At 71.8% G+C, this 20276-nt stretch carries 22 protein-coding genes and 2 tRNA genes; 20 read left to right on the top strand and 4 right to left on the bottom strand.

Annotated elements, in window-relative coordinates:
• The first annotated feature begins 17 nt into the window (after positions 1 to 17).
• Positions 18 to 1034, top strand: a complete 1017-nt coding sequence (locus DEJ08_RS11470; protein ID WP_111054686.1) for a LacI family DNA-binding transcriptional regulator — start codon at positions 18 to 20, stop codon at positions 1032 to 1034.
• A gap of 10 nt (positions 1035 to 1044) precedes the next feature.
• Positions 1045 to 1680, top strand: a complete 636-nt coding sequence (locus DEJ08_RS11465; protein WP_111054687.1) for an MBL fold metallo-hydrolase — start codon at positions 1045 to 1047, stop codon at positions 1678 to 1680.
• A gap of 115 nt (positions 1681 to 1795) precedes the next feature.
• On the opposite strand, the gene DEJ08_RS11460 is transcribed toward DEJ08_RS11465, so the two are convergent.
• The gene (locus tag DEJ08_RS11460; RefSeq protein WP_111054688.1) at positions 1796 to 2701 is read right to left on the bottom strand and encodes a DUF72 domain-containing protein; all 906 of its coding nucleotides are present in this window, start codon (positions 2699 to 2701) and stop codon (positions 1796 to 1798) included.
• Between the two features lie 103 nt (positions 2702 to 2804).
• Here DEJ08_RS11460 and DEJ08_RS11455 point away from each other — a divergent pair.
• The 5 genes from DEJ08_RS11455 (at position 2805) to DEJ08_RS11435 (ending at position 4530) form a co-directional block, all read left to right on the top strand.
• A tRNA-Glu gene (locus DEJ08_RS11455) sits at positions 2805 to 2880 on the top strand.
• Positions 2881 to 2913: 33 nt separating this feature from the next.
• Positions 2914 to 2989: transfer RNA gene (locus DEJ08_RS11450), tRNA-Glu, on the top strand.
• A gap of 106 nt (positions 2990 to 3095) precedes the next feature.
• Positions 3096 to 3542, top strand: a complete 447-nt coding sequence (locus DEJ08_RS11445) for a fluoride efflux transporter FluC (RefSeq protein ID WP_111054689.1) — start codon at positions 3096 to 3098, stop codon at positions 3540 to 3542.
• Positions 3539 to 3928 carry a fluoride efflux transporter CrcB gene (gene crcB, locus DEJ08_RS11440; RefSeq protein WP_111054690.1) on the top strand — a complete coding sequence of 130 codons (390 nt, stop codon included), beginning with the start codon at positions 3539 to 3541 and terminating at the stop codon, positions 3926 to 3928. Before DEJ08_RS11445 ends, crcB begins: the two co-directional genes overlap by 4 nt.
• Positions 3925 to 4530, top strand: coding sequence for a histidine phosphatase family protein (locus tag DEJ08_RS11435; protein ID WP_027465908.1), 606 nt, complete (start codon positions 3925 to 3927; stop codon positions 4528 to 4530). Before crcB ends, DEJ08_RS11435 begins: the two co-directional genes overlap by 4 nt.
• Before the next feature lie 306 nt (positions 4531 to 4836).
• On the opposite strand, the gene DEJ08_RS11430 is transcribed toward DEJ08_RS11435, so the two are convergent.
• On the bottom strand, positions 4837 to 5904 hold the full coding sequence (locus DEJ08_RS11430) for an FUSC family protein (RefSeq protein WP_181439004.1): 1068 nt from the start codon (positions 5902 to 5904) through the stop codon (positions 4837 to 4839).
• Between the two features lie 202 nt (positions 5905 to 6106).
• On the opposite strand from DEJ08_RS11430, the gene leuC reads away from it, so the two are divergent.
• The 6 genes from leuC (at position 6107) to DEJ08_RS11400 (ending at position 12592) form a co-directional block, all read left to right on the top strand.
• Entirely contained in the window at positions 6107 to 7564 is a 1458-nt protein-coding gene (gene leuC, locus DEJ08_RS11425; protein WP_111029137.1) for a 3-isopropylmalate dehydratase large subunit, read from the top strand.
• A complete protein-coding gene (gene leuD / locus DEJ08_RS11420; RefSeq protein ID WP_111038544.1) occupies positions 7564 to 8160 on the top strand; it encodes a 3-isopropylmalate dehydratase small subunit in 597 nt (198 codons plus the stop codon). Before leuC ends, leuD begins: the two co-directional genes overlap by 1 nt.
• Complete coding sequence (gene murA / locus DEJ08_RS11415; protein ID WP_111023958.1) at positions 8160 to 9527, top strand: UDP-N-acetylglucosamine 1-carboxyvinyltransferase; 1368 nt, start codon at positions 8160 to 8162, stop codon at positions 9525 to 9527. The genes leuD and murA overlap by 1 nt, the downstream gene beginning before the upstream one ends.
• Before the next feature lie 80 nt (positions 9528 to 9607).
• Complete coding sequence (locus tag DEJ08_RS11410) at positions 9608 to 10357, top strand: lysophospholipid acyltransferase family protein (RefSeq protein WP_071405671.1); 750 nt, start codon at positions 9608 to 9610, stop codon at positions 10355 to 10357.
• Between the two features lie 79 nt (positions 10358 to 10436).
• Entirely contained in the window at positions 10437 to 11450 is a 1014-nt protein-coding gene (locus tag DEJ08_RS11405; RefSeq protein WP_031259730.1) for an NAD(P)H-dependent glycerol-3-phosphate dehydrogenase, read from the top strand.
• 59 nt (positions 11451 to 11509) lie between these two features.
• The gene (locus DEJ08_RS11400; RefSeq protein ID WP_111054692.1) at positions 11510 to 12592 is read left to right on the top strand and encodes a D-alanine--D-alanine ligase family protein; all 1083 of its coding nucleotides are present in this window, start codon (positions 11510 to 11512) and stop codon (positions 12590 to 12592) included.
• A 9-nt stretch (positions 12593 to 12601) separates the two neighbouring features.
• Here DEJ08_RS11400 and DEJ08_RS11395 read toward each other — a convergent pair whose 3' ends face one another.
• On the bottom strand, positions 12602 to 13087 hold the full coding sequence (locus tag DEJ08_RS11395; protein ID WP_111023961.1) for a DUF3515 family protein: 486 nt from the start codon (positions 13085 to 13087) through the stop codon (positions 12602 to 12604).
• Positions 13088 to 13111: 24 nt separating this feature from the next.
• On the opposite strand from DEJ08_RS11395, the gene thiL reads away from it, so the two are divergent.
• The gene (thiL, locus tag DEJ08_RS11390; protein WP_111054693.1) at positions 13112 to 14107 is read left to right on the top strand and encodes a thiamine-phosphate kinase; all 996 of its coding nucleotides are present in this window, start codon (positions 13112 to 13114) and stop codon (positions 14105 to 14107) included.
• A 93-nt stretch (positions 14108 to 14200) separates the two neighbouring features.
• Here thiL and DEJ08_RS11385 read toward each other — a convergent pair whose 3' ends face one another.
• Positions 14201 to 14761, bottom strand: coding sequence for an RsmD family RNA methyltransferase (locus DEJ08_RS11385; protein ID WP_110863961.1), 561 nt, complete (start codon positions 14759 to 14761; stop codon positions 14201 to 14203).
• 97 nt (positions 14762 to 14858) lie between these two features.
• Between DEJ08_RS11385 and DEJ08_RS11380 the strand changes: the two genes are divergently transcribed.
• The 6 genes from DEJ08_RS11380 (at position 14859) to mutM (ending at position 20251) form a co-directional block, all read left to right on the top strand.
• The gene (locus tag DEJ08_RS11380) at positions 14859 to 17087 is read left to right on the top strand and encodes an ATP-dependent DNA helicase RecG (RefSeq protein WP_258367095.1); all 2229 of its coding nucleotides are present in this window, start codon (positions 14859 to 14861) and stop codon (positions 17085 to 17087) included.
• Between the two features lie 38 nt (positions 17088 to 17125).
• Positions 17126 to 17611 carry a pantetheine-phosphate adenylyltransferase gene (coaD, locus tag DEJ08_RS11375; protein WP_071405665.1) on the top strand — a complete coding sequence of 162 codons (486 nt, stop codon included), beginning with the start codon at positions 17126 to 17128 and terminating at the stop codon, positions 17609 to 17611.
• A gap of 93 nt (positions 17612 to 17704) precedes the next feature.
• Positions 17705 to 18277 (top strand): YceD family protein, encoded by a 573-nt coding sequence (locus DEJ08_RS11370; protein ID WP_071405664.1) that lies wholly within the window; start codon positions 17705 to 17707, stop codon positions 18275 to 18277.
• A gap of 55 nt (positions 18278 to 18332) precedes the next feature.
• Entirely contained in the window at positions 18333 to 18536 is a 204-nt protein-coding gene (rpmF, locus tag DEJ08_RS11365) for a 50S ribosomal protein L32 (protein ID WP_017888273.1), read from the top strand.
• Between the two features lie 13 nt (positions 18537 to 18549).
• Entirely contained in the window at positions 18550 to 19275 is a 726-nt protein-coding gene (gene rnc, locus DEJ08_RS11360) for a ribonuclease III (RefSeq protein ID WP_173034235.1), read from the top strand.
• 4 nt (positions 19276 to 19279) lie between these two features.
• Complete coding sequence (mutM, locus tag DEJ08_RS11355; protein ID WP_071405663.1) at positions 19280 to 20251, top strand: bifunctional DNA-formamidopyrimidine glycosylase/DNA-(apurinic or apyrimidinic site) lyase; 972 nt, start codon at positions 19280 to 19282, stop codon at positions 20249 to 20251.
• Positions 20252 to 20276: the final 25 nt, after the last annotated feature.

Genomic DNA, 20276 nt, shown 5'->3' with positions numbered 1-20276 from the left:
CCTCCCGGGTCGCACCGATGGGGATCCAGGAGATCGCGACCGTCACGGGGCTGTCGAAGTCCACGGTGTCGCGGGCACTCCGCGGCATGTCGAACGTGGCCGACACCACGATCGAGCAGGTGCAGCGGGTCGCCGACGAACTCGGGTACGTCCCGAGTTCGGCGGCGGCCGGCCTCGCCACCGGGCGTCAGCGCGCCGTCGGGGTGGTCGTGCCCGTCATCGACCGCTGGTTCTACGTCAAGGCGCTCGGCGGCGTCGACGCGGAGCTCCGCCAGGCCGGGTACGACCTGGTCCTCTACAACCTCGGCGGCCCGGGCGGCGACCGCGACCGGGCGTTCCGACGCTCGATGCTGCGGCACCGCGTCGACGGCCTCGTGCTGCTCTCCCTGGTGCTCGACGCCACCGAACGGGCCGAGCTCGAACTCAGCCGGCACCCCATGGTCGTCATCGGCGGCCCGGCACCGGGCCTGCGGAACGTGGGCGTCGACGACCGCGAGGTCACCCGGATCGCGGTCGAGCACCTGCACGGCCTCGGCCACCGGCGCATCGCCTACGTCGGCGGGCAGGACGAGGCCGGCATGAACGTCGCCGTGCCGCACCTGCGACGGGACGGGTTCCTCGACGCCGTGCGGTCGTCGGGACAGGCCGTGCCGGAACGGTGGTCCCTCGACGGCCGGTTCTCGTTCGCCGGCGGGACCGCCGCCGGGGCCGTGCTGTTCGCCGAGCCGGCGTCGGAGCGACCGACGGCGGTGCTCTGCGCCTCGGACGAGATGGCCCTCGGTGTCCTGCTGGCCGCACGCCGAGCCGGCCTCGCGGTCCCCGAGGACGTGTCCGTGATGGGGATCGACGGCCACGAGTACGGCTCGACCGTCGGACTCACCACCGTCGCGCAGGACCCGGTGGCCCAGGGACGCACCGCTGCACGGGCGGTGCTCGCCGAGGTCGACGGCGGTGTCGCCGGCCCGATCGCGGCGGCCCCAGCGCACCTGGTCGTCCGCGCGACCACGGGACCCCGCCCGCACGGTCCCGCGTAGGGTCGCCCGCATGGAGGTCACCAAACTCGAACACGCCTGCCAGGTCATCACCGAGGGGGACGCCCGCCTGGTCCTCGACCCGGGGGACTTCACCCGACCGGTCGACGCGACCGGGGTCGTCGCCGTCGTCGTCACACACGAGCACCCGGACCACGTCACCGCCGAGCAGGTCCGGCGCATCCTCGACGCCAACCCCCGTGCGGTCGTCATCGGACCGGAGGGCGTCCGCGCGGCGCTCGCCGAGGCGGGTGTCACGGTGGACGTCGTCACGGACGGTGACCACCGGAAGGTCGGCCCCTTCACGCTCACCTTCCACGGCACGCGGCACCAGCTGATCCACGCCTCGGTGCCGATCGTCGACAACACCGGCGTGCTCGTGAACGGCCGGCTGTTCCACCCGGGCGACTCCTACACGGACCCGGGCGTCCCGGTCGAGGTCCTCGCGGCACCCGTCGGGGCGCCGTGGCTCAAGGTCGCCGAGATGATGGACTACGTCGCCGCGATCGCGCCGTCCCGGGCGTACCCGATCCACGAGGCCACCCTGTCCGAGGTCGGCCTCGGCATGCACACGGGCCGGCTCCGCGAGGCCGTCGAGCCCGCCGGGTCGCTCGTCGTGCTGCGTCCGGGGGAGTCGCTGACGCTCTAGGGCTGCGCTGCGCTGCGCGGCCTGGAGGCCCGTGGCGGCGCCGCCACGGGCCTCCTGTCCGTCACCGAGTGAGCAGAACGCGACGGGTCGCGTCCACGCACCCGGCTTCTGCTGCTCACCGGTCGGGCGCCCGCCGGCGCAGTCGCGCCGCGACCAGGCGGTCGAGCGCCAGGGCGTCCCACGGAGCGTGCCGCTCGGCGTCGTTGTCGAAGTACACGTAGACGTCCCGGCCGGCCTCGGCGTGCTCGAGGACCGTCGTCGCCCAACCGCCGAGCGCCTGGGGCGAGTACCCGTCGTGGTAGGTCCGGGGCGCGCCGTGCAACCGGAGGTACGCGAGCGGCGCCCCGGTGTCCGCCCGGAAGCGGGGGAAGTCGCCGGCGTGCGAGTCGACGAGGGCGACGCGGTGCCGGCCGAGCACGTCGAGGTGCTCGTCGCCGAAGCCGGCTGCCCGGACCTCGAGCGCGTGGTGGATCGACCACGCCGGTTCCTCGGGCACCGCGAGTCCGTCCGGTTCGGCGGGGACCTTGTCGTCGTGGTGGCGTGCGAGTTCGGCGGCCGCGCCGTGCGTCCGGGGGAGCAGCCCGAGGAACGCGTCGAGCACCTCCGGCGTCGGCAGCAGGCGCTCGGGCAGCTGCCAGAGCACCGGCCCGAGGGTGTCCCCGAGCTCCAGCGGACCCGAGGCGAAGAAGTTCGCCAGCGCGGTCTCAACGTTCCGCAGCCGCAGCATGTGCGTGACGTACCGGCCGCCCTTGACCGCGAACCGGAACGGATGCCCGCCCGAGGCCGCACGCCACGCCCGGTACCGCGCCGGACGCTGCAGCGAGTAGAAGGATCCGTTCAGCTCCACCGTCGGGAACCGCGACGCCACGTGCTCGAGCCACCGCCGCTTCGCGAGGCCGTCGGGGTAGAAGTCCCCACGCCAGCCGTCGTACTGCCACCCGGACAGGCCGATCCGCACCGTGGCCGACGGGCCGCCGCTCACGTGTCTGGCCCGGGCGCTCGCGTCGTGGTCGGCCGTCATCGATCCACCGTATGCCTGCTCCGACATGGCGGCACACCCGGGCGACACGCCCCGTTTTGGTGCGGATGCGAGCCTTGTGCAATACTTGTCGAGTTGTCGGAACGGCCCCATCGTATAGCGGCCTAGTACGCTGCCCTCTCACGGCGGTAACGCGGGTTCGAATCCCGCTGGGGTCACCACAGGTGACATGCTCCGAGTCCGACAACAGCCGCGGCCCCATCGTATAGCGGCCTAGTACGCTGCCCTCTCACGGCGGTAACGCGGGTTCGAATCCCGCTGGGGTCACCAGCACGCAAACCCCCGTCCAGCTCCGGCTCGGCGGGGGTTTCGTCGTCTCGGCTAGCCTGGATCGTCCCCGTCACCCGGGGAACGATCGCCTCGCGACGGGAGCACGATGCACGCCGAACGCCCACCGCACCTGCGCTGGAGGCTCGTCGCCCTCGTCGCTCTCGGCGGCGCGATCGGGACGGCCGTCCGCGCACTCCTCGCCGCGGCGTTCCCCGCGCACGACGGGATCAGCTGGACCATCCTCGGGATCAACGTCGTCGGGGCGTTCTGCCTCGGGTTCCTGCTCGACGCGCTCGTGCGCCGCGGCCCCGACGTCGGTCGTCGTCGCGCGGTCCGGCTGTTCGTCGGCACCGGCGTGCTCGGCGGCTTCACGACCTACAGCACGCTCGCGGACGACACCGCGCAGCTGCTCGACCTCGGGCGCTGGACGGCGGGCACCGGGTACGCGCTGCTGTCGGTCGTGCTCGGACTCGTCGCGGTCGTCCTCGGTCTGTGGGTCGCCGCGGCCACCCGGCCCCGCACCCGCCCCGAGCCGCTGCAGGACGTCCGATGAGCCCGCTCGAACTGGTCCTGGTCGCCGTCGGCGGGGGAGCCGGCGCCGCGCTGCGCTTCGTGCTCGACGGGCTCGTCAAGGGCCGCGTCGCCGGTACCCGGTTCGCCGGGTTCCCGGTCGGGACCCTGCTCATCAACGTGTCCGGATCGCTCGTGCTCGGGGTCCTGACGGGCCTCGGGCAGGCCGGCACCATCCCCGCCTCGACGGTCGCTGTGCTCGGGACGGGCATGATGGGTGGGTACACGACGTTCTCGACGGCGAGCGTCGAGACCGTACAGCTCCTCCGATCCGGCAAGACCCGGCTCGCCGTCCTGAACGGCCTCGGGATGCTCGTCGTCTCGGTCGGCGCAGCTGCGCTCGGCCTCTGGATCGGAAGGAACTCATGACCTCGGAACGCCCCGGCGAACTCGTCCTCGTCCGTCACGGAGAGACGGAGTGGTCGAAGAGCGGGCAGCACACCGGCCGCACCGACATCCCGCTCACCGACAACGGTGTCGAGCAGGCGAAGCGCGCGGGCCGGTACCTCGGGGACCGGTCGTTCGCGCTGGCGCTGTCGAGCCCGCTGCAGCGCGCCCGCGACACCGCGCACCTGATCGGCGTCGAGCCGGAGCTCGACGAGGACCTGTACGAGTGGGACTACGGGGCGTACGAGGGCCTCACCACCCCGCAGATCAAGGTGCTGCGCCACGGTCCGTGGGACCTCTGGACCGACGGCGTCCCCGCCGGCGACACCCCCGGGGAGAACGCCGCCGAGGTCCGGGTCCGCGTCGAGCGCATCCTGAACCGTGCCCGTCCGGTGCTCGCCGAGGGCCACGATGCCGTGTTCATCGCCCACGGCCACGTGCTGCGGGCGCTCGGTGCCGCGTGGATCCGACTCGCGCCGCAGGACGGCGCCGTGCTGAAGCTCGGCACCGCCTCGGTCAGCATCCTCGGCTACGAGCACGGCCGCCCCGTCATCGACGCCTGGAACATCCAGCCGCGCGACTGACGCGCTGGTGGGGTGGACGGGCTCGCGAAAGCGACAGACCCGCGGCAAGCGGTGCCGTCCCGTCCGCGAGGGCGACAGATCCGCGCGGTTGTCCCGCAGCGATCTGTCGCTTTCGCAGGACGCGGTGGTCGCGACCGCCGGCGGACGGGAGGTCCGTGGCGGCGCCGCCACGGGCCTCCCGTCCGCCGTCCGCGCACGTTCCTTCCCCTGTCACGCGCGATGGCAGACGGAATCGGGCGTTCCAGGTCGAAAGGAACGACCAGGTACGCCCGGTTCGACGAGGTACGCCCGGTTCGACCAGGCGCGTCAGACGGTGCGGATCGCGCTCGTCGCACCCAGGGCACGGCCGCGCCGGCGCTCGATCGCGCGCCCGACGAGCAGCAGCCCCACGCTGACCACGGCACCGAGCACGGTCTGCGCGATGCGGTCGAGCGCCAGCAGCTGCGGCGCCTCGGGCAGGCTCAGCCACGACACCGCCAGGGCGAGCGGAGTGAGGAACAGCAGGCACACGGCGTAGTTCCGGGCGACGAAGATCTCGGCGAAGAACTGCCCGACGACGGCCAGCACGACGATCCACCACGCCGACGGCTCGAGCAGCAGGATGCCGACCGCGATCACGGTGCCGCCGATCGTGCCGACCACACGCTGCCCGGCGCGGACCACGGTGTGCCGCTGGCGGATCGCCGGCAGGGTCGACACCACCGCGATGACCGCCCAGTACGGGTGCCCGAGCCCGGGGATCGACTCCGCGACCGCGCCGGCGACGAGTGACCCGACGACGTTGAGCGCGACGGTCTCCCAGAGCGCCGGCGTGCGCAGGACCGCGAGCGAGCGGTGCTTGCGGTCGGCCAGCGGGCGAAACCGGTGCGGGGCGTGCGGGTGGAGCACCCGGCGGAGCACTGCGCCCGACATCGCGACCAGCCAGGCCCAGACCACCGAGCAGACGATGATCGTCGTGACGAGCGGGACGTCCGCCGTGCGCATCGGCACGAGTGCGGACACGACGAACGCGAACACCGGGAAGATCGGCTGCGCGGGGATCGCCCGGAGCGTGGAGAGGGTGCAGACCGCGACCACCAGGACGACGACGAGACCAACGGCCTGCAGCCAGAGCGGCGACCCGACGAGCCCGACACCGATACCGGCGAACATGCACAGCGCCTGCAGTGCGCCCGCGACACCGGTGGTGACGGCACGCTGCCGGTAGGGCTCGGTCGCGCCGAAGATGGCGGTGAACCCGGCGAACATGGCGAAGGCGGCGTACCCCGGCATGCCGAGGGCGATGAGCAGCGCGAGCGGTGCGCCACCGGCGATCGCGGCGCGTGCCGCGCCCTCGAGGTTGATGGTCCGGGTCGAGTGCGCAGGTGTCGTCATGTCGTCACCATCTTCCCACCGCGACAGGTGTCGGGGAGTCGCCACGGGCCTCCATGCCGTGTCGCCACGGGGTGACGGGCGTGCGACGGCGGGGTGACGGACCCGCGGCGGGCGGGGTGCCGCGCGTTGGTATACCAATGGTAGAGTCGCCTGATCACGCCGCGGTCGCGGCGCAACGACGAGGACGAGGAGGGCTGAGCTCATGGGAAAGACGCTCGCCGAGAAGGTGTGGGACGACCACGTCGTGGTCAAGGGCGAGGACGGCAACCCCGACCTCCTCTACATCGACCTCCACCTCGTGCACGAGGTGACGAGTCCGCAGGCGTTCGACGGCCTGCGGCAGGCCGGGCGACCGGTGCGTCGCCTCGACCTGACGATCGCGACCGAGGACCACAACACCCCGACGCTCGCCATCGACCGCCCCATCGCGGACCCGACGAGCCGGATCCAGATCGAGACCCTCCGTCGCAACTGCGAGGAGTTCGGCGTCCGGCTGCACTCCCTGGGCGACAAGGAGCAGGGCATCGTCCACGTGGTCGGTCCGCAGCTCGGCCTGACCATGCCCGGCATCACCGTCGTCTGCGGCGACTCGCACACCAGCACCCACGGGGCCTTCGGCGCGATGGCGTTCGGCATCGGCACGTCCGAGGTCGAGCACGTCCTCGCCACGCAGACCCTGCCGCTCAAGCCGTTCAAGACGATGGCGATCACGGTCGAGGGCACGCTGCGCCCGGGGGTGACGGCGAAGGACATCATCCTGGCCGTCATCGCGAAGATCGGCACCGGCGGCGGCCAGGGCTACGTGCTCGAGTACCGCGGCTCCGCCATCCGTGCGCTCTCGATGGAGGGCCGCATGACGATCTGCAACATGTCGATCGAAGCCGGTGCCCGCGCCGGCATGGTCGCCCCCGACCAGACCACCTACGACTACGTGCAGGGCCGCGACCACGCGCCCACCGGTCAGGACTGGGACGACGCCGTCGCGTACTGGGAGACCCTCGCCACCGACGACGACGCCGTGTTCGACGCCGAGGTGTTCATCGACGCGGACGAGCTCGAGCCCTTCGTCACCTGGGGCACGAACCCCGGCCAGGGCGTCTCGCTGTCCGAGAGCGTGCCGGACCCGGCCGCCTACAGCGACCCCAACGACCAGGCCGCCGCACGCCGCGCCCTGGAGTACATGGACATCACCGCCGGTACCCCGATGAAGGACATCGCCGTCGACGCGGTGTTCATGGGCTCCTGCACGAACTCGCGCATCGAGGACCTGCGGGCCTTCGCGTCGATCATCAAGGGCCGGCAGAAGGCGCCGGGTGTTCGGGTCATGGTGGTTCCGGGCTCCGCGCGCGTCCGGCTCGAGGCCGAGGCTGAGGGGCTCGACGTCGTCATGAAGGAGTTCGGCGCCGAGTGGCGGTTCGCCGGCTGCTCGATGTGCCTCGGCATGAACCCGGACCAGCTGGCTCCGGGGGAGCGCTGCGCGAGCACCTCGAACCGCAACTTCGAGGGCCGCCAGGGCAAGGGCGGCCGCACACACCTGGTGTCGCCGCTCGTCGCCGCGGCCACCGCGGTGCGCGGCACGCTGTCCAGCCCGTGGGACCTGGAGACCGACGACGAGATCGCGGCGGCGACGTCCGCCACCGCCACCGAGGGGACCTTCTGATGGACAAGATCACCACCGTCACCGGCATCGCCGCGCCGCTCAAGCGGTCGAACGTCGACACCGACCAGATCATCCCCGCGGTCTACCTGAAGCGCGTGACGAAGACCGGCTTCGAGGACGCCCTGTTCTCCGGATGGCGTCAGGACCCCGACTTCGTCCTGAACCAGGAGCGCTACCAGGGCGCCCGCGTCCTGATCGCCGGCCCCGACTTCGGCACCGGGTCGTCCCGCGAGCACGCCGTCTGGGCGCTCCGTGACTTCGGCTTCTCGGTCGTGATCTCGCCCCGGTTCGCGGACATCTTCCGGGGCAACGCCGGCAAGCAGGGCCTGGTCACCGCGATCGTGACCGAACCGGAGGTCGAGCGGCTGTGGGCCGTCATCGAGGCGAACCCGGGCATCGAAGCGACGGTCGACCTCGAGACGCAGCGCGTGTCGCTGGGGGATGTGGACGTCCCCTTCGAGATCGACGCTTACACTCGTTGGCGGTTGATGGAAGGGCTCGACGACATCGGGCTCACCCTCCGTGACGAGACCTCGATCACGGAGTTCGAATCCCGCCGCTCCAGTTGGCGGCCGAAGACATTGCCGGTGAAGTAGTGAACTCTCTCGTACAGGACGCAGCGGCCGCAGGGGCGCGCGTGGGCCTCAAGTCGGACGAGATCGTCATCCGCGGGGGCAAGCCGCTCGTGGGGCGCATCGAGGTCCGTGGGGCGAAGAACCTCGCGACCAAGGCCATGGTGGCGTCGCTGCTCGGTGACACCCCGTCGATCCTCCGTGACGTGCCGGACATCTCCGACGTCAAGGTGGTCCGCGGGCTGCTCGAGGTGCACGGCGTGCGCATCACCGATCCTGCACGAGGCGAACTCATCCTCGACCCGTCGCGGGTCGAGTCGGCGCACTTCGCCGAGATCGACGCGCACGCCGGTTCGAGCCGCATCCCGATCCTGTTCTGCGGTCCGCTGCTGCACAAGCTCGGCGAGGCGTTCATCCCCGACCTCGGCGGCTGCCGCATCGGCGACCGCCCGATCGACTTCCACCTCGACGCCCTGCGCGCCATGGGTGCGGTCGTCGACAAGCAGGTCAACGGCATCCACCTGACGGCCCCGGACGGCCTGAAGGGCGCCTCGATCGAGCTGCCGTACCCGAGCGTCGGCGCGACCGAGCAGGTCCTGCTCTCGGCGACCCTCGCCAAGGGCGTCACGGAGCTGCGGAACGCCGCGATCGAGCCCGAGATCATGGACCTCATCGCGATCCTGCAGAAGATGGGCGCCATCGTCTCGGTCGAGCCGAACCGCGTCATCTTCATCGAGGGCGTCGAGTCGCTCCGCGGCTACACGCACCGCGCGATCAACGACCGCAACGAGGCCGCGAGCTGGGCCTCCGCCGCGCTCGCCACCAACGGCGACATCTTCGTCGAGGGCGCGAACCAGCAGGAGCTCATGACGTTCCTCAACGTCTTCCGCAAGGTCGGCGGCGGGTTCGACATCCAGGAGGACGGCATCCGGTTCTACCGCGAGCTGGACACCCTGAAGCCCGTCGTCATCGAGACCGACGTGCACCCCGGCTTCATGACGGACTGGCAGCAGCCGCTCATCGTCGCGCTGACCCAGGCCGACGGCCAGAGCATCGTGCACGAGACCGTCTACGAGAACCGCTTCGGCTTCACCGACGCACTGAACGAGATGGGTGCCGACATCGTCGTGCACAAGGAGGGGCTGCCCGGCCACGACCGCCGTGTCGCCCGCCGCCCGTTCGAGCAGGCCGCCGTCATCACCGGTCCGACGAAGCTGCACGCCGCCAACGTCCGCGTCCCCGACCTGCGCGGCGGGTTCAGCCACCTCATCGCGGCGCTGACCGCCGACGGCGAGTCGCACATCACCAACGTCGGCATCATCAGCCGCGGCTACGAGCACTTCATCCCGAAGCTGCGCAAGCTCGGCGCCGACTTCGACTTCGCTGGGTAGGCACAGTGCCGGCAGAAGGAAAAGGCGACGGTCTGGAGGCCCGTGGCGGCTCCGACGCGCAGGTCGCGACCGGTCTCCCCGTGCGTGGGCGCCGGTGGCGCCGCGGTGAGCTGAACACCGCGTTCCGGATCGTCGCCTCGATCGTCATCCCGACGTTCCGGTTCTCGGCGCGCTACCACTGGCACGGCCCGAACCGCCTGCCGGCGGAGGGCGCGTTCGTGCTCGCACCGAACCACTTCACGAACATCGACCCCCTGGTCGTGGGCACCGCCGTGTACATCTCGAAGCGGGCGCCGCGGTTCCTCGCGAAGGCGTCGCTGTTCAAGGTCCCCGTGGTCGGCAAGCTCATGTCCGGCATGGGGCAGATCCCGGTCGAACGCTCCGGCCGGACGCGCCTGAGCGACCCGCTCGGTGGCGGCCGGTCCCTGGTCGAGCAGGGCGGGGCGATCATCGTCTACCCCGAGGGCACGCTCACCCGCGACCCCGACCTGTGGCCGATGCGCGGCAAGACGGGTGCGGTGCGGATCGCGCTCGAGAACGACGTGCCGCTCATCCCGATGGCCCACTGGGGCACGCAGAACATCATGGCCAGGTACGGCAAGAAGCTCCGGCTGTTCCCGCCGTCCCGCGTCGACGTCATCATCGGTGACCCGGTCGACCTGTCGGCGTACCGCGGTCGGCAGATCGACCAGCAGATGCTCGGCGAGGCCACCGAACTCGTCATGCGCGAGATCACCGCGCTGCTCGAGGTGCTCCGTGGCGAACGGGCACCCGCGACCCGCTGGGACCCGGCGGCGAACAACCAGAAGGAGACCGGCCGGTTTGAGTGACCTCCGACCCCACGACGACCGACCCGACCCCGCCGCCGCGGCTCCGGGGGCCTTCGACACCGCCGCGATCCGGGTGGTCATGCAGTCGACCGACAAGCCCCGGGTGGCCGTGATCGGTGCCGGCAGCTGGGGGACCACGTTCGCGAAGGTGCTGGCCGAGGGTGGTGCGTCCACCGTGGTGTGGGCCCGACGCCCTGAGGTCGCCCGCGAGATCACCGAGACCAAGCGCAACTCGGACTACCTGCCCGGCATCAACCTGCCCCGCACCCTGACCGCCTCGACGTCGCTCGAGCGCGTGCTCGACGGCGCCTCGCAGGTGTACGTCTCGGTGCCCTCGCAGACCTTGCGCTCCAACCTCGCCGCGATCCGCGAGCTGCTGCCGGCCGACGTGCCGGTCGTCAGCCTGATGAAGGGCGTCGAGAAGAGCACGGGACTGCGGATGAGCGAGGTCCTGCTGCAGGGCCTCGGCATCGACCAGGACCGCATCGCGGTGGCCAGCGGCCCGAACCTGGCGCTCGAGATCGCCCGTCGGCAGCCGACCGCCGCCGTGGTGTCGTCGTCGTCGCTGGAGACCGCCACCGACGTCGCCGCCGTCGCGACGAACCCGTACTTCCGGTCGTTCATCAACACCGACGTCATCGGCACCGAGTTCGGCGGCGTGCTGAAGAACCTCATCGCCGTCGCGATCGGCATCGTCGACGGGGTCGGCTACGGCGAGAACACCAAGGCCTCGATCATCACGCGCGGCCTCGCCGAGATGACCGACTTCGCGGTGTCGCTCGGCGCGCAGTCGTCCACGCTGTCCGGGCTCGCGGGCCTCGGCGACCTCATCGCCACGTGCCAGTCACCGCTGTCGCGGAACAACACCGCCGGGCGGTTGCTCGGCCAGGGCTACCGGTTCGACGAGGTCGTCCGCCAGATGAACCAGACGGCGGAGGGGCTGGCCTCGGTCGCCCCGATCCTCGAACTGGCCGCGGCGAACGGCGTCGACATGCCCATCGTCAGCCAGGTCGGCGAGGTCCTCGCCGGTAGGCTCGATCCGCGCAACATCGCGCCGCACCTCACCGAGACCGACGAGCCGCAGGGCGAGTGACCGGTCCCGCACCGAGTCACGAAGGGACTCCCGTGCCCACGATCCCCGAGGGAACCCCCATGCCCAGGACCACCGTCGCCGTGCTCTTCGGAGGTCGCTCGAGCGAGCACGAGATCAGCTGCGTGACCGCCGGCGGCATCATGGACGTCGTCGACCGGGCCGAGTACGACCTCGTGCCGATCGGGATCACCCAGGACGGGGCCTTCACGCTGCAGTCGGACGACCCGGCGCAGTGGACCATCCGCGACGGTGCGCTGCCAACCGTGCCCGACAACGGCACGCGGATCGCGTTCCCGACCTCGCCGGCCACCAACGAACTCGTCGTGTCCCACCCCGACGGCACCGTCACCGCGATCCCGGTCGACGTGGTGTTCCCGATCCTGCACGGCCCGTTCGGCGAGGACGGCACGATCCAGGGCCTGCTCGAGATCGCCGGGCTGCCGTACGTCGGCGACGGCGTGCTCGCGAGCGCCCTGGCGATGGACAAGCACGTCGCGAAGGCCGTGCTCGAGCACGCCGGGCTCCGGGTCGCACCGTGGACCACGGTGCTCCGCCGGCAGTGGGCGGCCGACCCCGTGGACGTCGCCGAGACGATCGCCGCGCACGGCTGGCCGCTGTTCGTCAAGCCGGCCCGCGCCGGGTCGAGCATGGGCGTCTCGCGCGTCGACGAGCCCTCGCAGCTGGGTGCCGCCATGGACCTGGCGTTCGAGCACGACTCCAAGGTGATCGTCGAGCCCCGTGTGATCGGCCGCGAGGTCGAGGTCGCCGTGCTCGAGGGTCGTGACGGTGTGCCGCGCACGAGCCTGCCAGGCGAGATCGTGGTGGCCGAGGACGGCTTCTACGACTTCGCGTCGAAGTACCTGGGCGGCGACGAGTCGCTGCTCTGCCCGGCACCGCTGACCGACGACGAGACCGACGAGATCCGCTCCATCGGTGCCCGCGCGTTCGAGGCCATCGGTGGTACGGGGCTCGCCCGTGTCGACTGCTTCCTGACCGACGACGGCTTCGTCGTGAACGAGGTCAACACGATGCCGGGCTTCACCCCGCTGTCGATGTACCCGCGCTGCTGGGCGGCGTCGGGCGTGTCCTACGGCGAGCTGATCACGGAGCTCATCGAGCTGGGTCGAGCCGCCGTCCGCTGACCAGTTCGGTCAGCCCTGCACGTCGGCGGGGTCGAGGCACTCGTGTCCGTCCTTGGGCAGTGACGACACGGCGTCGGACAGCTCCTGCACGACCGATGACGTGGTCTTCGTCGAGTCGACCACGACCTGCACGGCCGGTGACCGACCGAACGTCGTGTAGACGACCTGGTCGCCGCGGTCGTCGCGGATCCAGTCGACGCCGCCCTGCGAGAAGCACGGCAGGTCGGACACGGTGGGGACGGCGACACCGCAGTGGTAGATCGCCACCTCGGGGTCACCCCAGGCAGCGGTCGCCTGCGCGTTCGTGTTCCGCAGGTCGAACTTCGAGTCCACGGTCGCGGGCAGTCGGACCTGCACGGCCGCGCACGCCGCTGCGTTGGCCGACGGGGCGGCGGACATCGACACGGCGTTCGTGCACCCGGTCAGCCCGGCGGCGAGGGTGATCACGGCCCCCACGATCGCGAGGGTCCGAGGGGTGCGGCGCGCGGTGTCCATCGCCGTCCAGGCTACCGTTCTCGTGTGGATGCGACGGACGACGCCTGGGCCGGACCGACGGTGGGGGAGCTCGGCGAACTCGTCGTCCTCGACCGGATCACGAGCCGTCTGCCCGCGGGCACGCCGATCCTCGGCCCCGGTGACGACTGCGCCGTCGTCGCCGCTCCGGACGGCCGCTTCGTCGTGACGACGGACATGATGGTGCACGGTCCGGACTTCCGGTGGGCGTGGTCGTCGCCGACGGACATCGGCTGGAAGGCGGCCGCCACGAACCTCTCGGACGTCGCCGCGATGGGTGCCGTTCCGAGCGGCCTCGTGATCGCCCTCGCCGCACCGCAGGACACCCCCGTGGCCGTCCTCGAGGGCATCGCCGACGGCTTCCGGCTCGCCGTCGACGCACTCGCGCCAGGGTGCGGGGTCGTCGGGGGAGACCTGTCCACCTCGGCGACGTTCACGGTGGCCGTCACCGCCTTCGGTGACCTGCTGGGTCGCGCGCCCGTGCTCCGGTCGGGCGCGAGCGTCGGTGACGTGCTCGCGGTGTCCGGCGAGCTCGGACGTGCCGCCCGTGGGCTGTCCCGGCTGTTCCGCGAGGGCGTCGACGGCCGGGGCGAGCCGGACCGTGCCGCGACGCTCGCGAGCGGCGCGGACGTCGACCCCGACGTGGGACGCCAGCGCCGCCCGGTGCCCCCGATCGCCGACGGGCCGCTCGCGGCCGGGGCCGGGGCCACCGCGATGCTCGACCTGTCCGACGGCCTGGCGATCGACGCCGGTCGGCTCGCCCGTGCCAGCCGGGTGACGCTCGAACTCGATGCCGCCGCCGACCTCGACGAGGTCGCACTGCACGGCGGCGAAGACCACGGACTGCTCGCCACGTTCCCGGCAGGCACGGCTCTGCCCGGGGGCTTCCGGCGCATCGGTGTCGTGCGGGAGCGCGGTGACGCGGACCTGCTGCGCGCCGGTGCCGCGGTGCCGACGTCCGGCTGGGACCCCTACGCCGACTGGGACGGCGCCGCCGGCTGACCCGGCCCGGTCGGTGCACCACCGGGTGGCGACAGAACACGAGTCGTTCGACAGGTGCACTGTCGCAGAGCGCGTGCACACGCGCAGAACGCCTCAGCCGGCGGCGACGGCCTCCCACGCGACGGTCTCGCCGTAGCTGCGCTTGCTGAACGGCGCGAGCCCCGCCGGCCAGGTGGGCTCGGGGGAGCGCTTGCTCCGCTCCACCACGACGACGGCATCGGGCGTCAGCTTCGGCGACAGGGCCTCGAGCACCTCGGCGAGCTCGTGCTCGGTGACGTCGTAGGGCGGGTCGATGAACACCAGGTCGAAGGTGCGGACGGTTCCGCGCAGGTACCCCAGCACCGGCTGCGGCTGCACGTCGATCCGGACGCCCGGCACCCGCTGCTGCACGGCCTTCGCGTTCGCCCGGCAGGCCTGCGCAGCGGCGGACGCCCGGTCGACCAGGACCACCTCGGCCGCACCGCGGGACGCCGCCTCGAGCCCGAGCGCGCCCGTCCCCGCGTACAGGTCGGCCACCGACGTGGCCTCGACGAGCCCCCGTGCCTCGAGCGACGAGAACAGCGCCTCGCGCACGCGGTCGCTCGTCGGGCGGGTGCCGGACTTCGGCACCCGGAGCGTCAGGGAGCCGGCGGCGCCGGCGATGATGCGGGTCATGCAGCCACCGTATCGGCCCGACGGGTCCGGTCCGGTGTTCTCCACAGGCCGCTCGGGAGGCACGGGTGGGGTCGGTCGTGCCCGGTACCGTTGGAGCGTGGTCACCTCCGGAACCCCCGCTGCGCCGGCCGCGCCCGACCTCGGTCCGGCGCCGCTCGACGCGCGGCTCGCGAACGTGCTCGGCGGTCGGACGGCGACCGCGATCGAGAAGGCCTTCGGCTACCGCACGGTGGGGGAGTTCCTCGAGCACGCACCCCGCCGCTACGCCGAGCGTGGTGCACTGACGGCCCTCGACTCGCTCGCGATCGGCGAACCGGTCACCATCGTGGCCGAGGTGGTCGACGTCCGTGAACGCACCATGCGCGCGCGCCGCGGCTCGATCCTCGAAGCGAAGATCGGCGACGGCAAGGGCCTGCTCACCCTCACGTTCTTCAACCAGGGGTGGCGCACGAAGGACCTCGTCCCCGGCGCCCGGGGCATCTTCTCCGGCAAGGTCAGCGACTACCGGGGCGCCCGGCAGCTCGCCCACCCCGACTACGAGCTGTTCGACCCCGACGACCCCCGCGCCACGGCCGAGCCCGGTTCCGACGAAGCGATCCGGTGGTCGCGCCAGCCGATCCCGATCTACCCGGCGACGGCCTCGCTCACCTCGTGGCAGATCGCGAAGTCCATCGGGATCGTCCTCGACACCCTGCCGGACCTGCCCGACCCGGTGCCGGCGTCCGCGCGGTCCCGGCTCGACCTCGTGCCGTTCCGCCGTGCCCTCGAGCTGCTGCACCGCCCCGAGAAGGTCGCGGACTTCAAGCGCGCGCGGGACGCCCTGCGCTACCGCGAGGCGTTCGTGCTGCAGACCGCCCTGGTGCAGCGCCGGATCGCGGCCCGTCGCACCGCGGCCACCCCGCGCGTCGCCGCCCCTGGTGGCATCCTCGAGCGCTTCGACGCCACCCTGCCCTTCACGTTGACGGACGACCAGCGGGCCGTCGGTGCCGACATCGACCAGGACCTCGCCCGCACCTGGCCCATGCACCGGCTGATCCAGGGCGAGGTCGGGTCCGGCAAGACCCTCGTGGCGATCCGGGCGATGCTCACGGTGGCCGAGTCCGGCGGCCAGTCCGCGCTCATCGCTCCGACCGAGGTGCTGGCGGCCCAGCACCTGCGCTCCATCGTGAAGTTCCTCGGGCCGGACCTCGCCGCCGAGCTCCGCCCGGTGATCCTGACCGGGTCACAGTCCACCGACGAACGTCGCCGGGCCCTGCTCGCCGCGGTGTCGGGCAGCTCACGGCTGGTCGTCGGCACCCACGCGCTCCTAGGGGACAGGGTGGACTTCGCCGAGCTGGGGCTCGTGGTGGTCGACGAGCAGCACCGCTTCGGCGTCGAGCAGCGCGAGGCCCTCCGCACCAAGGGCACGACCCCGCCGCACGTGCTCGTGCTCACCGCGACGCCGATCCCGCGCACGGTTGCGATGACGGTGTTCGGCGACCTCGACGTCTCGACCATCACGGGCATGCCGTCGGGGCGCGCCGGCGTCGAGACCTTCACGGTCCCGCTGGCGGAGCACCCCGGGTGGGAACCCCGGATCTGGTCCCGCATGGCCGAAGAACTCGCCAAGGGTCGCCAGGCGTTCGTCGTCTGCCCTGCCATCGACGACGCCCACACCGAGGACGACGGCGAGCCGGAGCCAGCCGAGGGCGAGGACGACGCCCCGAAACGTGCCCCGGCGACCGTGCTCGCCACCGCCGAACGGATGCGCACCATGCCCGTGCTCGAAGGGCGCTCGATCGCGGTCCTGCACGGCCGGATGACCGCCGACGAGAAGGACCGCGTGATGACGTCCTTCGCCGCCGGTGACCTCGACGTGGTCGTGGCCACGACCGTGATCGAGGTTGGCGTCGACGTCCCGAACGCGGCGATGATGGCCGTCCTCGACGCTGACCGGTTCGGTGTCTCGCAGCTCCACCAGCTCCGCGGCCGCATCGGCCGTGGGCAGTGGGCCGGTGTCTGCCTGCTGGTCACCTCCGCCGAGCTCGAGACGACCTCGCGCGAGCGTGTCGACGCCGTGGCCGCCTCGGACGACGGGTTCGAGCTCGCCCGGGTCGACCTCGAGCTCCGGCGTGAGGGCGACGTCCTGGGCGAACGGCAGTCCGGTGGGCGGTCCTCGCTCAACCTGCTCCGGGTGGTCGAGCACGCCGACCTCATCGTCGACGCGCGGGAAGAAGCGGAGCGCGTGCTCGAACCCGATCCCGAGCTCGAGGGGTCCCCGGCTCTCCGCGACGCCCTCGCCCGGCGTCTCGACGAGTCCGACGCGGCGTTCCTCGGCAAGAACTGACCCGGGGGCACAGCGTCGCGGGCGGTATCGTCGCTGCCATGGCGCAGATCGCGGTGGTCCCCGGTTCCTTCGACCCCGTCACCCTCGGGCACCTCGACGTCATCGGCCGCGCGGCCGGGCTCTTCGACGAGGTGCACGTCCTCGTGGTGCACAACCCCGACAAGAAGCCGGCGATGTTCGAGGCGGTCGACCGGGTTCGGCTCATCAAGGACTCGCTGGTCGAGGTCGGCGCGCCGGAGACGGTCACGGTCGGCGAGTGGACGTCCGGGCTGCTGGTCGACTACTGCCGGCAGGTCGGGGCGAAGGTCCTGGTGAAGGGCGTGCGGTCCGGCGAGGACGTCGCGTACGAGACCCCGATGGCCATCATGAACCGCCACCTGGCCGACGTCGAGACGGTGTTCCTGCTGCCCGAGGCGTCGCGGGCGCACGTGTCGAGCTCGCTGATCCGCCAGGTGTCGTCCCTCGGCGGTGACGTCACGCCCTACGTGCCGAAGACGGTCGCCGACGCGCTCGCGTCCCGCTGAGCGTCCCCGGGGCGGCACCGCGTCCGGACACGCCTGTCGCCACCTCGACTCTCGGCCCCGATCGCGCTAGGCTTGTCGATCGTGTCTTCCCCCGTGAACAGCCCCTACGCCCTGCGCGTGCGCGACCTCGCGCACCGGCCGGGTGAGATGCGCGAGCACTCGCTCGACATCGAGGTGCCCGACGCGATGGGGGCCGGGCTGATCGGCGTCCGACAGGGTGCCGAACTGCACATCGACGTCAAACTCGAAGGCCTGCACGAGGGCGTCCTCGTGTCCGGACACGCTTCGGCCGACGCCACGGGGGAGTGCTCGCGCTGCCTCATCGACATCAGCGAACCGATCGAGGTCGATTTCGCCGAGCTGTTCGCGTATGATGCCTCGGAGGATTTCGACTTCTTCGTTCGCGATGACCACGTGGACACCGAACAGGTCGTTCGAGATGCGGTGGTGCTGTCGCTGCCGTTCCAGCCGGTCTGCCGACCGGACTGCCCAGGACTCGACCCGGTGACGGGCGAGCGTCTGGCCGACCTCGGCGAGCAGCCCGCTCGTCAGGTGCTGGATCCCCGCTGGGCAGCGCTCAGCGCGATCGAGCTCGACGACAGCACCGACGGTGACACCACCGCACCGAAGACCACCGAGGGCGAGGAGCGGGCCGAGACCGAGTAGGTCCCGACACCGCCAGCCCCCGTACCGACCACCGACCAACCGAAAGAGATTCACCATGGCCGTTCCCAAGCGCAAGCAGTCCCGTGCGAACACGCACGCCCGTCGTTCGCAGTGGAAGGCTACGCCGATCCAGCTCGTGAAGACGATCGAGAACGGTCAGGTCACCTACAGCCTCCCGCACCGCGCGAAGGTCGTCGAGGACTCGGCCGGCACGCCCCTGTACATGGAGTACAAGGGCCGCAAGGTCGCCGACGTCTGATCGGACCGAACGCATGACGACAACGTCCGGCGCTGCGGGGTCTCGCCCCGCGGGGCCGGACGTCGTTCGTCTGCAGGGCATCCTCGGGGCCGACATCGACCTCGAGCTGCTCCAGCTCGCCCTGACGCACCGCTCCTACGCCTACGAGCACGGGGGCATCAAGCACAACGAGCGCCTCGAGTTCCTCGGGGACTCGATCCTCGGCCAGGCCGTGACCGTGAAGCTCTACCGGTCGTTCCCCGACCTCGACGAGGGTGACCTCGCCAAGCGTCGGGCGAGCCTGGTGTCGACCGTGGCGCTGGCCGAGATCGCCCGGATGATCGGGCTCGGCCGCTACCTGCGCCTCGGCAAGGGCGAGGAACAGACCGGCGGGCGCGACAAGTCGTCGATCCTGGCCGACACCGTCGAAGCCGTCATCGGCGCGACGTACCTGTCGGCAGGCCCCGACCCGGCCACCGAGCTCGTGCTCCGCCTGGTCGAACCCCTCATGATCGACCCGGACCGCTTCGGCGCCGCGATGGACCCGAAGACGAGCCTGCAGGAGCTCGCCTCGAGCCGCTCGCTCGGCAACCCGGCGTACCGCGTCACCGAGACCGGCCCGGACCACGACAAGACCTTCATGGCGACGGTCGTCCTGCAGGGCGAGGACATCGCCACCGGCACCGGGTCGAGCAAGAAGGCCGCCGAGATGGCCGCCGCGCTCGACGCCTGGACCCGGCTGTCCGGCCGAGCGGCCTGACCGCGTGCCCGAACTCCCCGAGGTCGAGGTCGTCCGCGCCGGCCTCGAACCCGCCGTCAGCGGCGCGCGGGTCCTGCACGTCGACGTGGTCGACGACCGTGCCCTCACCCGGCACGACGGCCCTGCCGAGGACTTCGCCGACCGGCTGACCGGTCGCACGATCGCCGCCGCGGTCCGCCGGGGCAAGTTCCTCTGGATGCCGCTGCAGCCCGAGCACGACGGGGACCGCCCCGAGGCACTCGTCGCCCACCTGGGCATGAGCGGGCAGATCCTGCTCGGCCGTGGTCGACCGGCGGCCAAGCACCGGCGGATCCTCATCGACGTGCAGCCCGCGGGCACCGACCGCTCGGGTGCGGCGGAGCCCCCGGTGGAACTCGAGTTCGTCGACCAGCGCACGTTCGGCTCGATGGCGATCGACGCGATGGTGCCGACGATCGACGGTGCTCCCGCCGGGTTCGGCGGGCAGGTCGACGCGATCGACCCCGATGCCGTGTGGCGTCGGTGGGTGCCCGGGCAGGTGTCGCACATCGCCCGTGACCCGCTCGACCCCGCCTTCGACGACGACCGGTTCACCGCGATGGCACGGAAGCGTTCGAGCGGCATCAAGCGGGTGCTGCTCGACCAGGGCGTCGTGAGCGGCATCGGCAACATCTACGCCGACGAGTCGCTCTGGGCCGCGAAGCTGCACTACGACCGCGCCGCCGACCGCCTCACCCGTGCCGACCTGCGTCGGCTGCTCGACGAGGTCCGTGCCATCCTGCGCCGGGCGCTCGAGGACGGCGGCACGAGCTTCGACGCCCAGTACGTCAACGTCAACGGGCAGTCCGGGTACTTCTCGCAGCGCCTGAACGTCTACGGGCAGCAGGGGAAGCCGTGCCCGCGCTGCGGCACGACGATCGTGCGCGAGGCCTTCATGAACCGGTCGAGCCACATCTGCCCCGTGTGCCAACCCCGTCCCCGCGCCCGCACGCGTTAGCCTGACGCCAACCAGAGCATCCGGA

The organism is Curtobacterium sp. MCLR17_054 (genome assembly GCF_003234335.2).
GTDB classification, from domain to species: Bacteria; Actinomycetota; Actinomycetes; order Actinomycetales; family Microbacteriaceae; genus Curtobacterium; species Curtobacterium flaccumfaciens.
The sequence above is the reverse complement of the archived record's forward strand: the minus strand, read 5'-3'. Positions and strand labels throughout refer to the sequence as shown.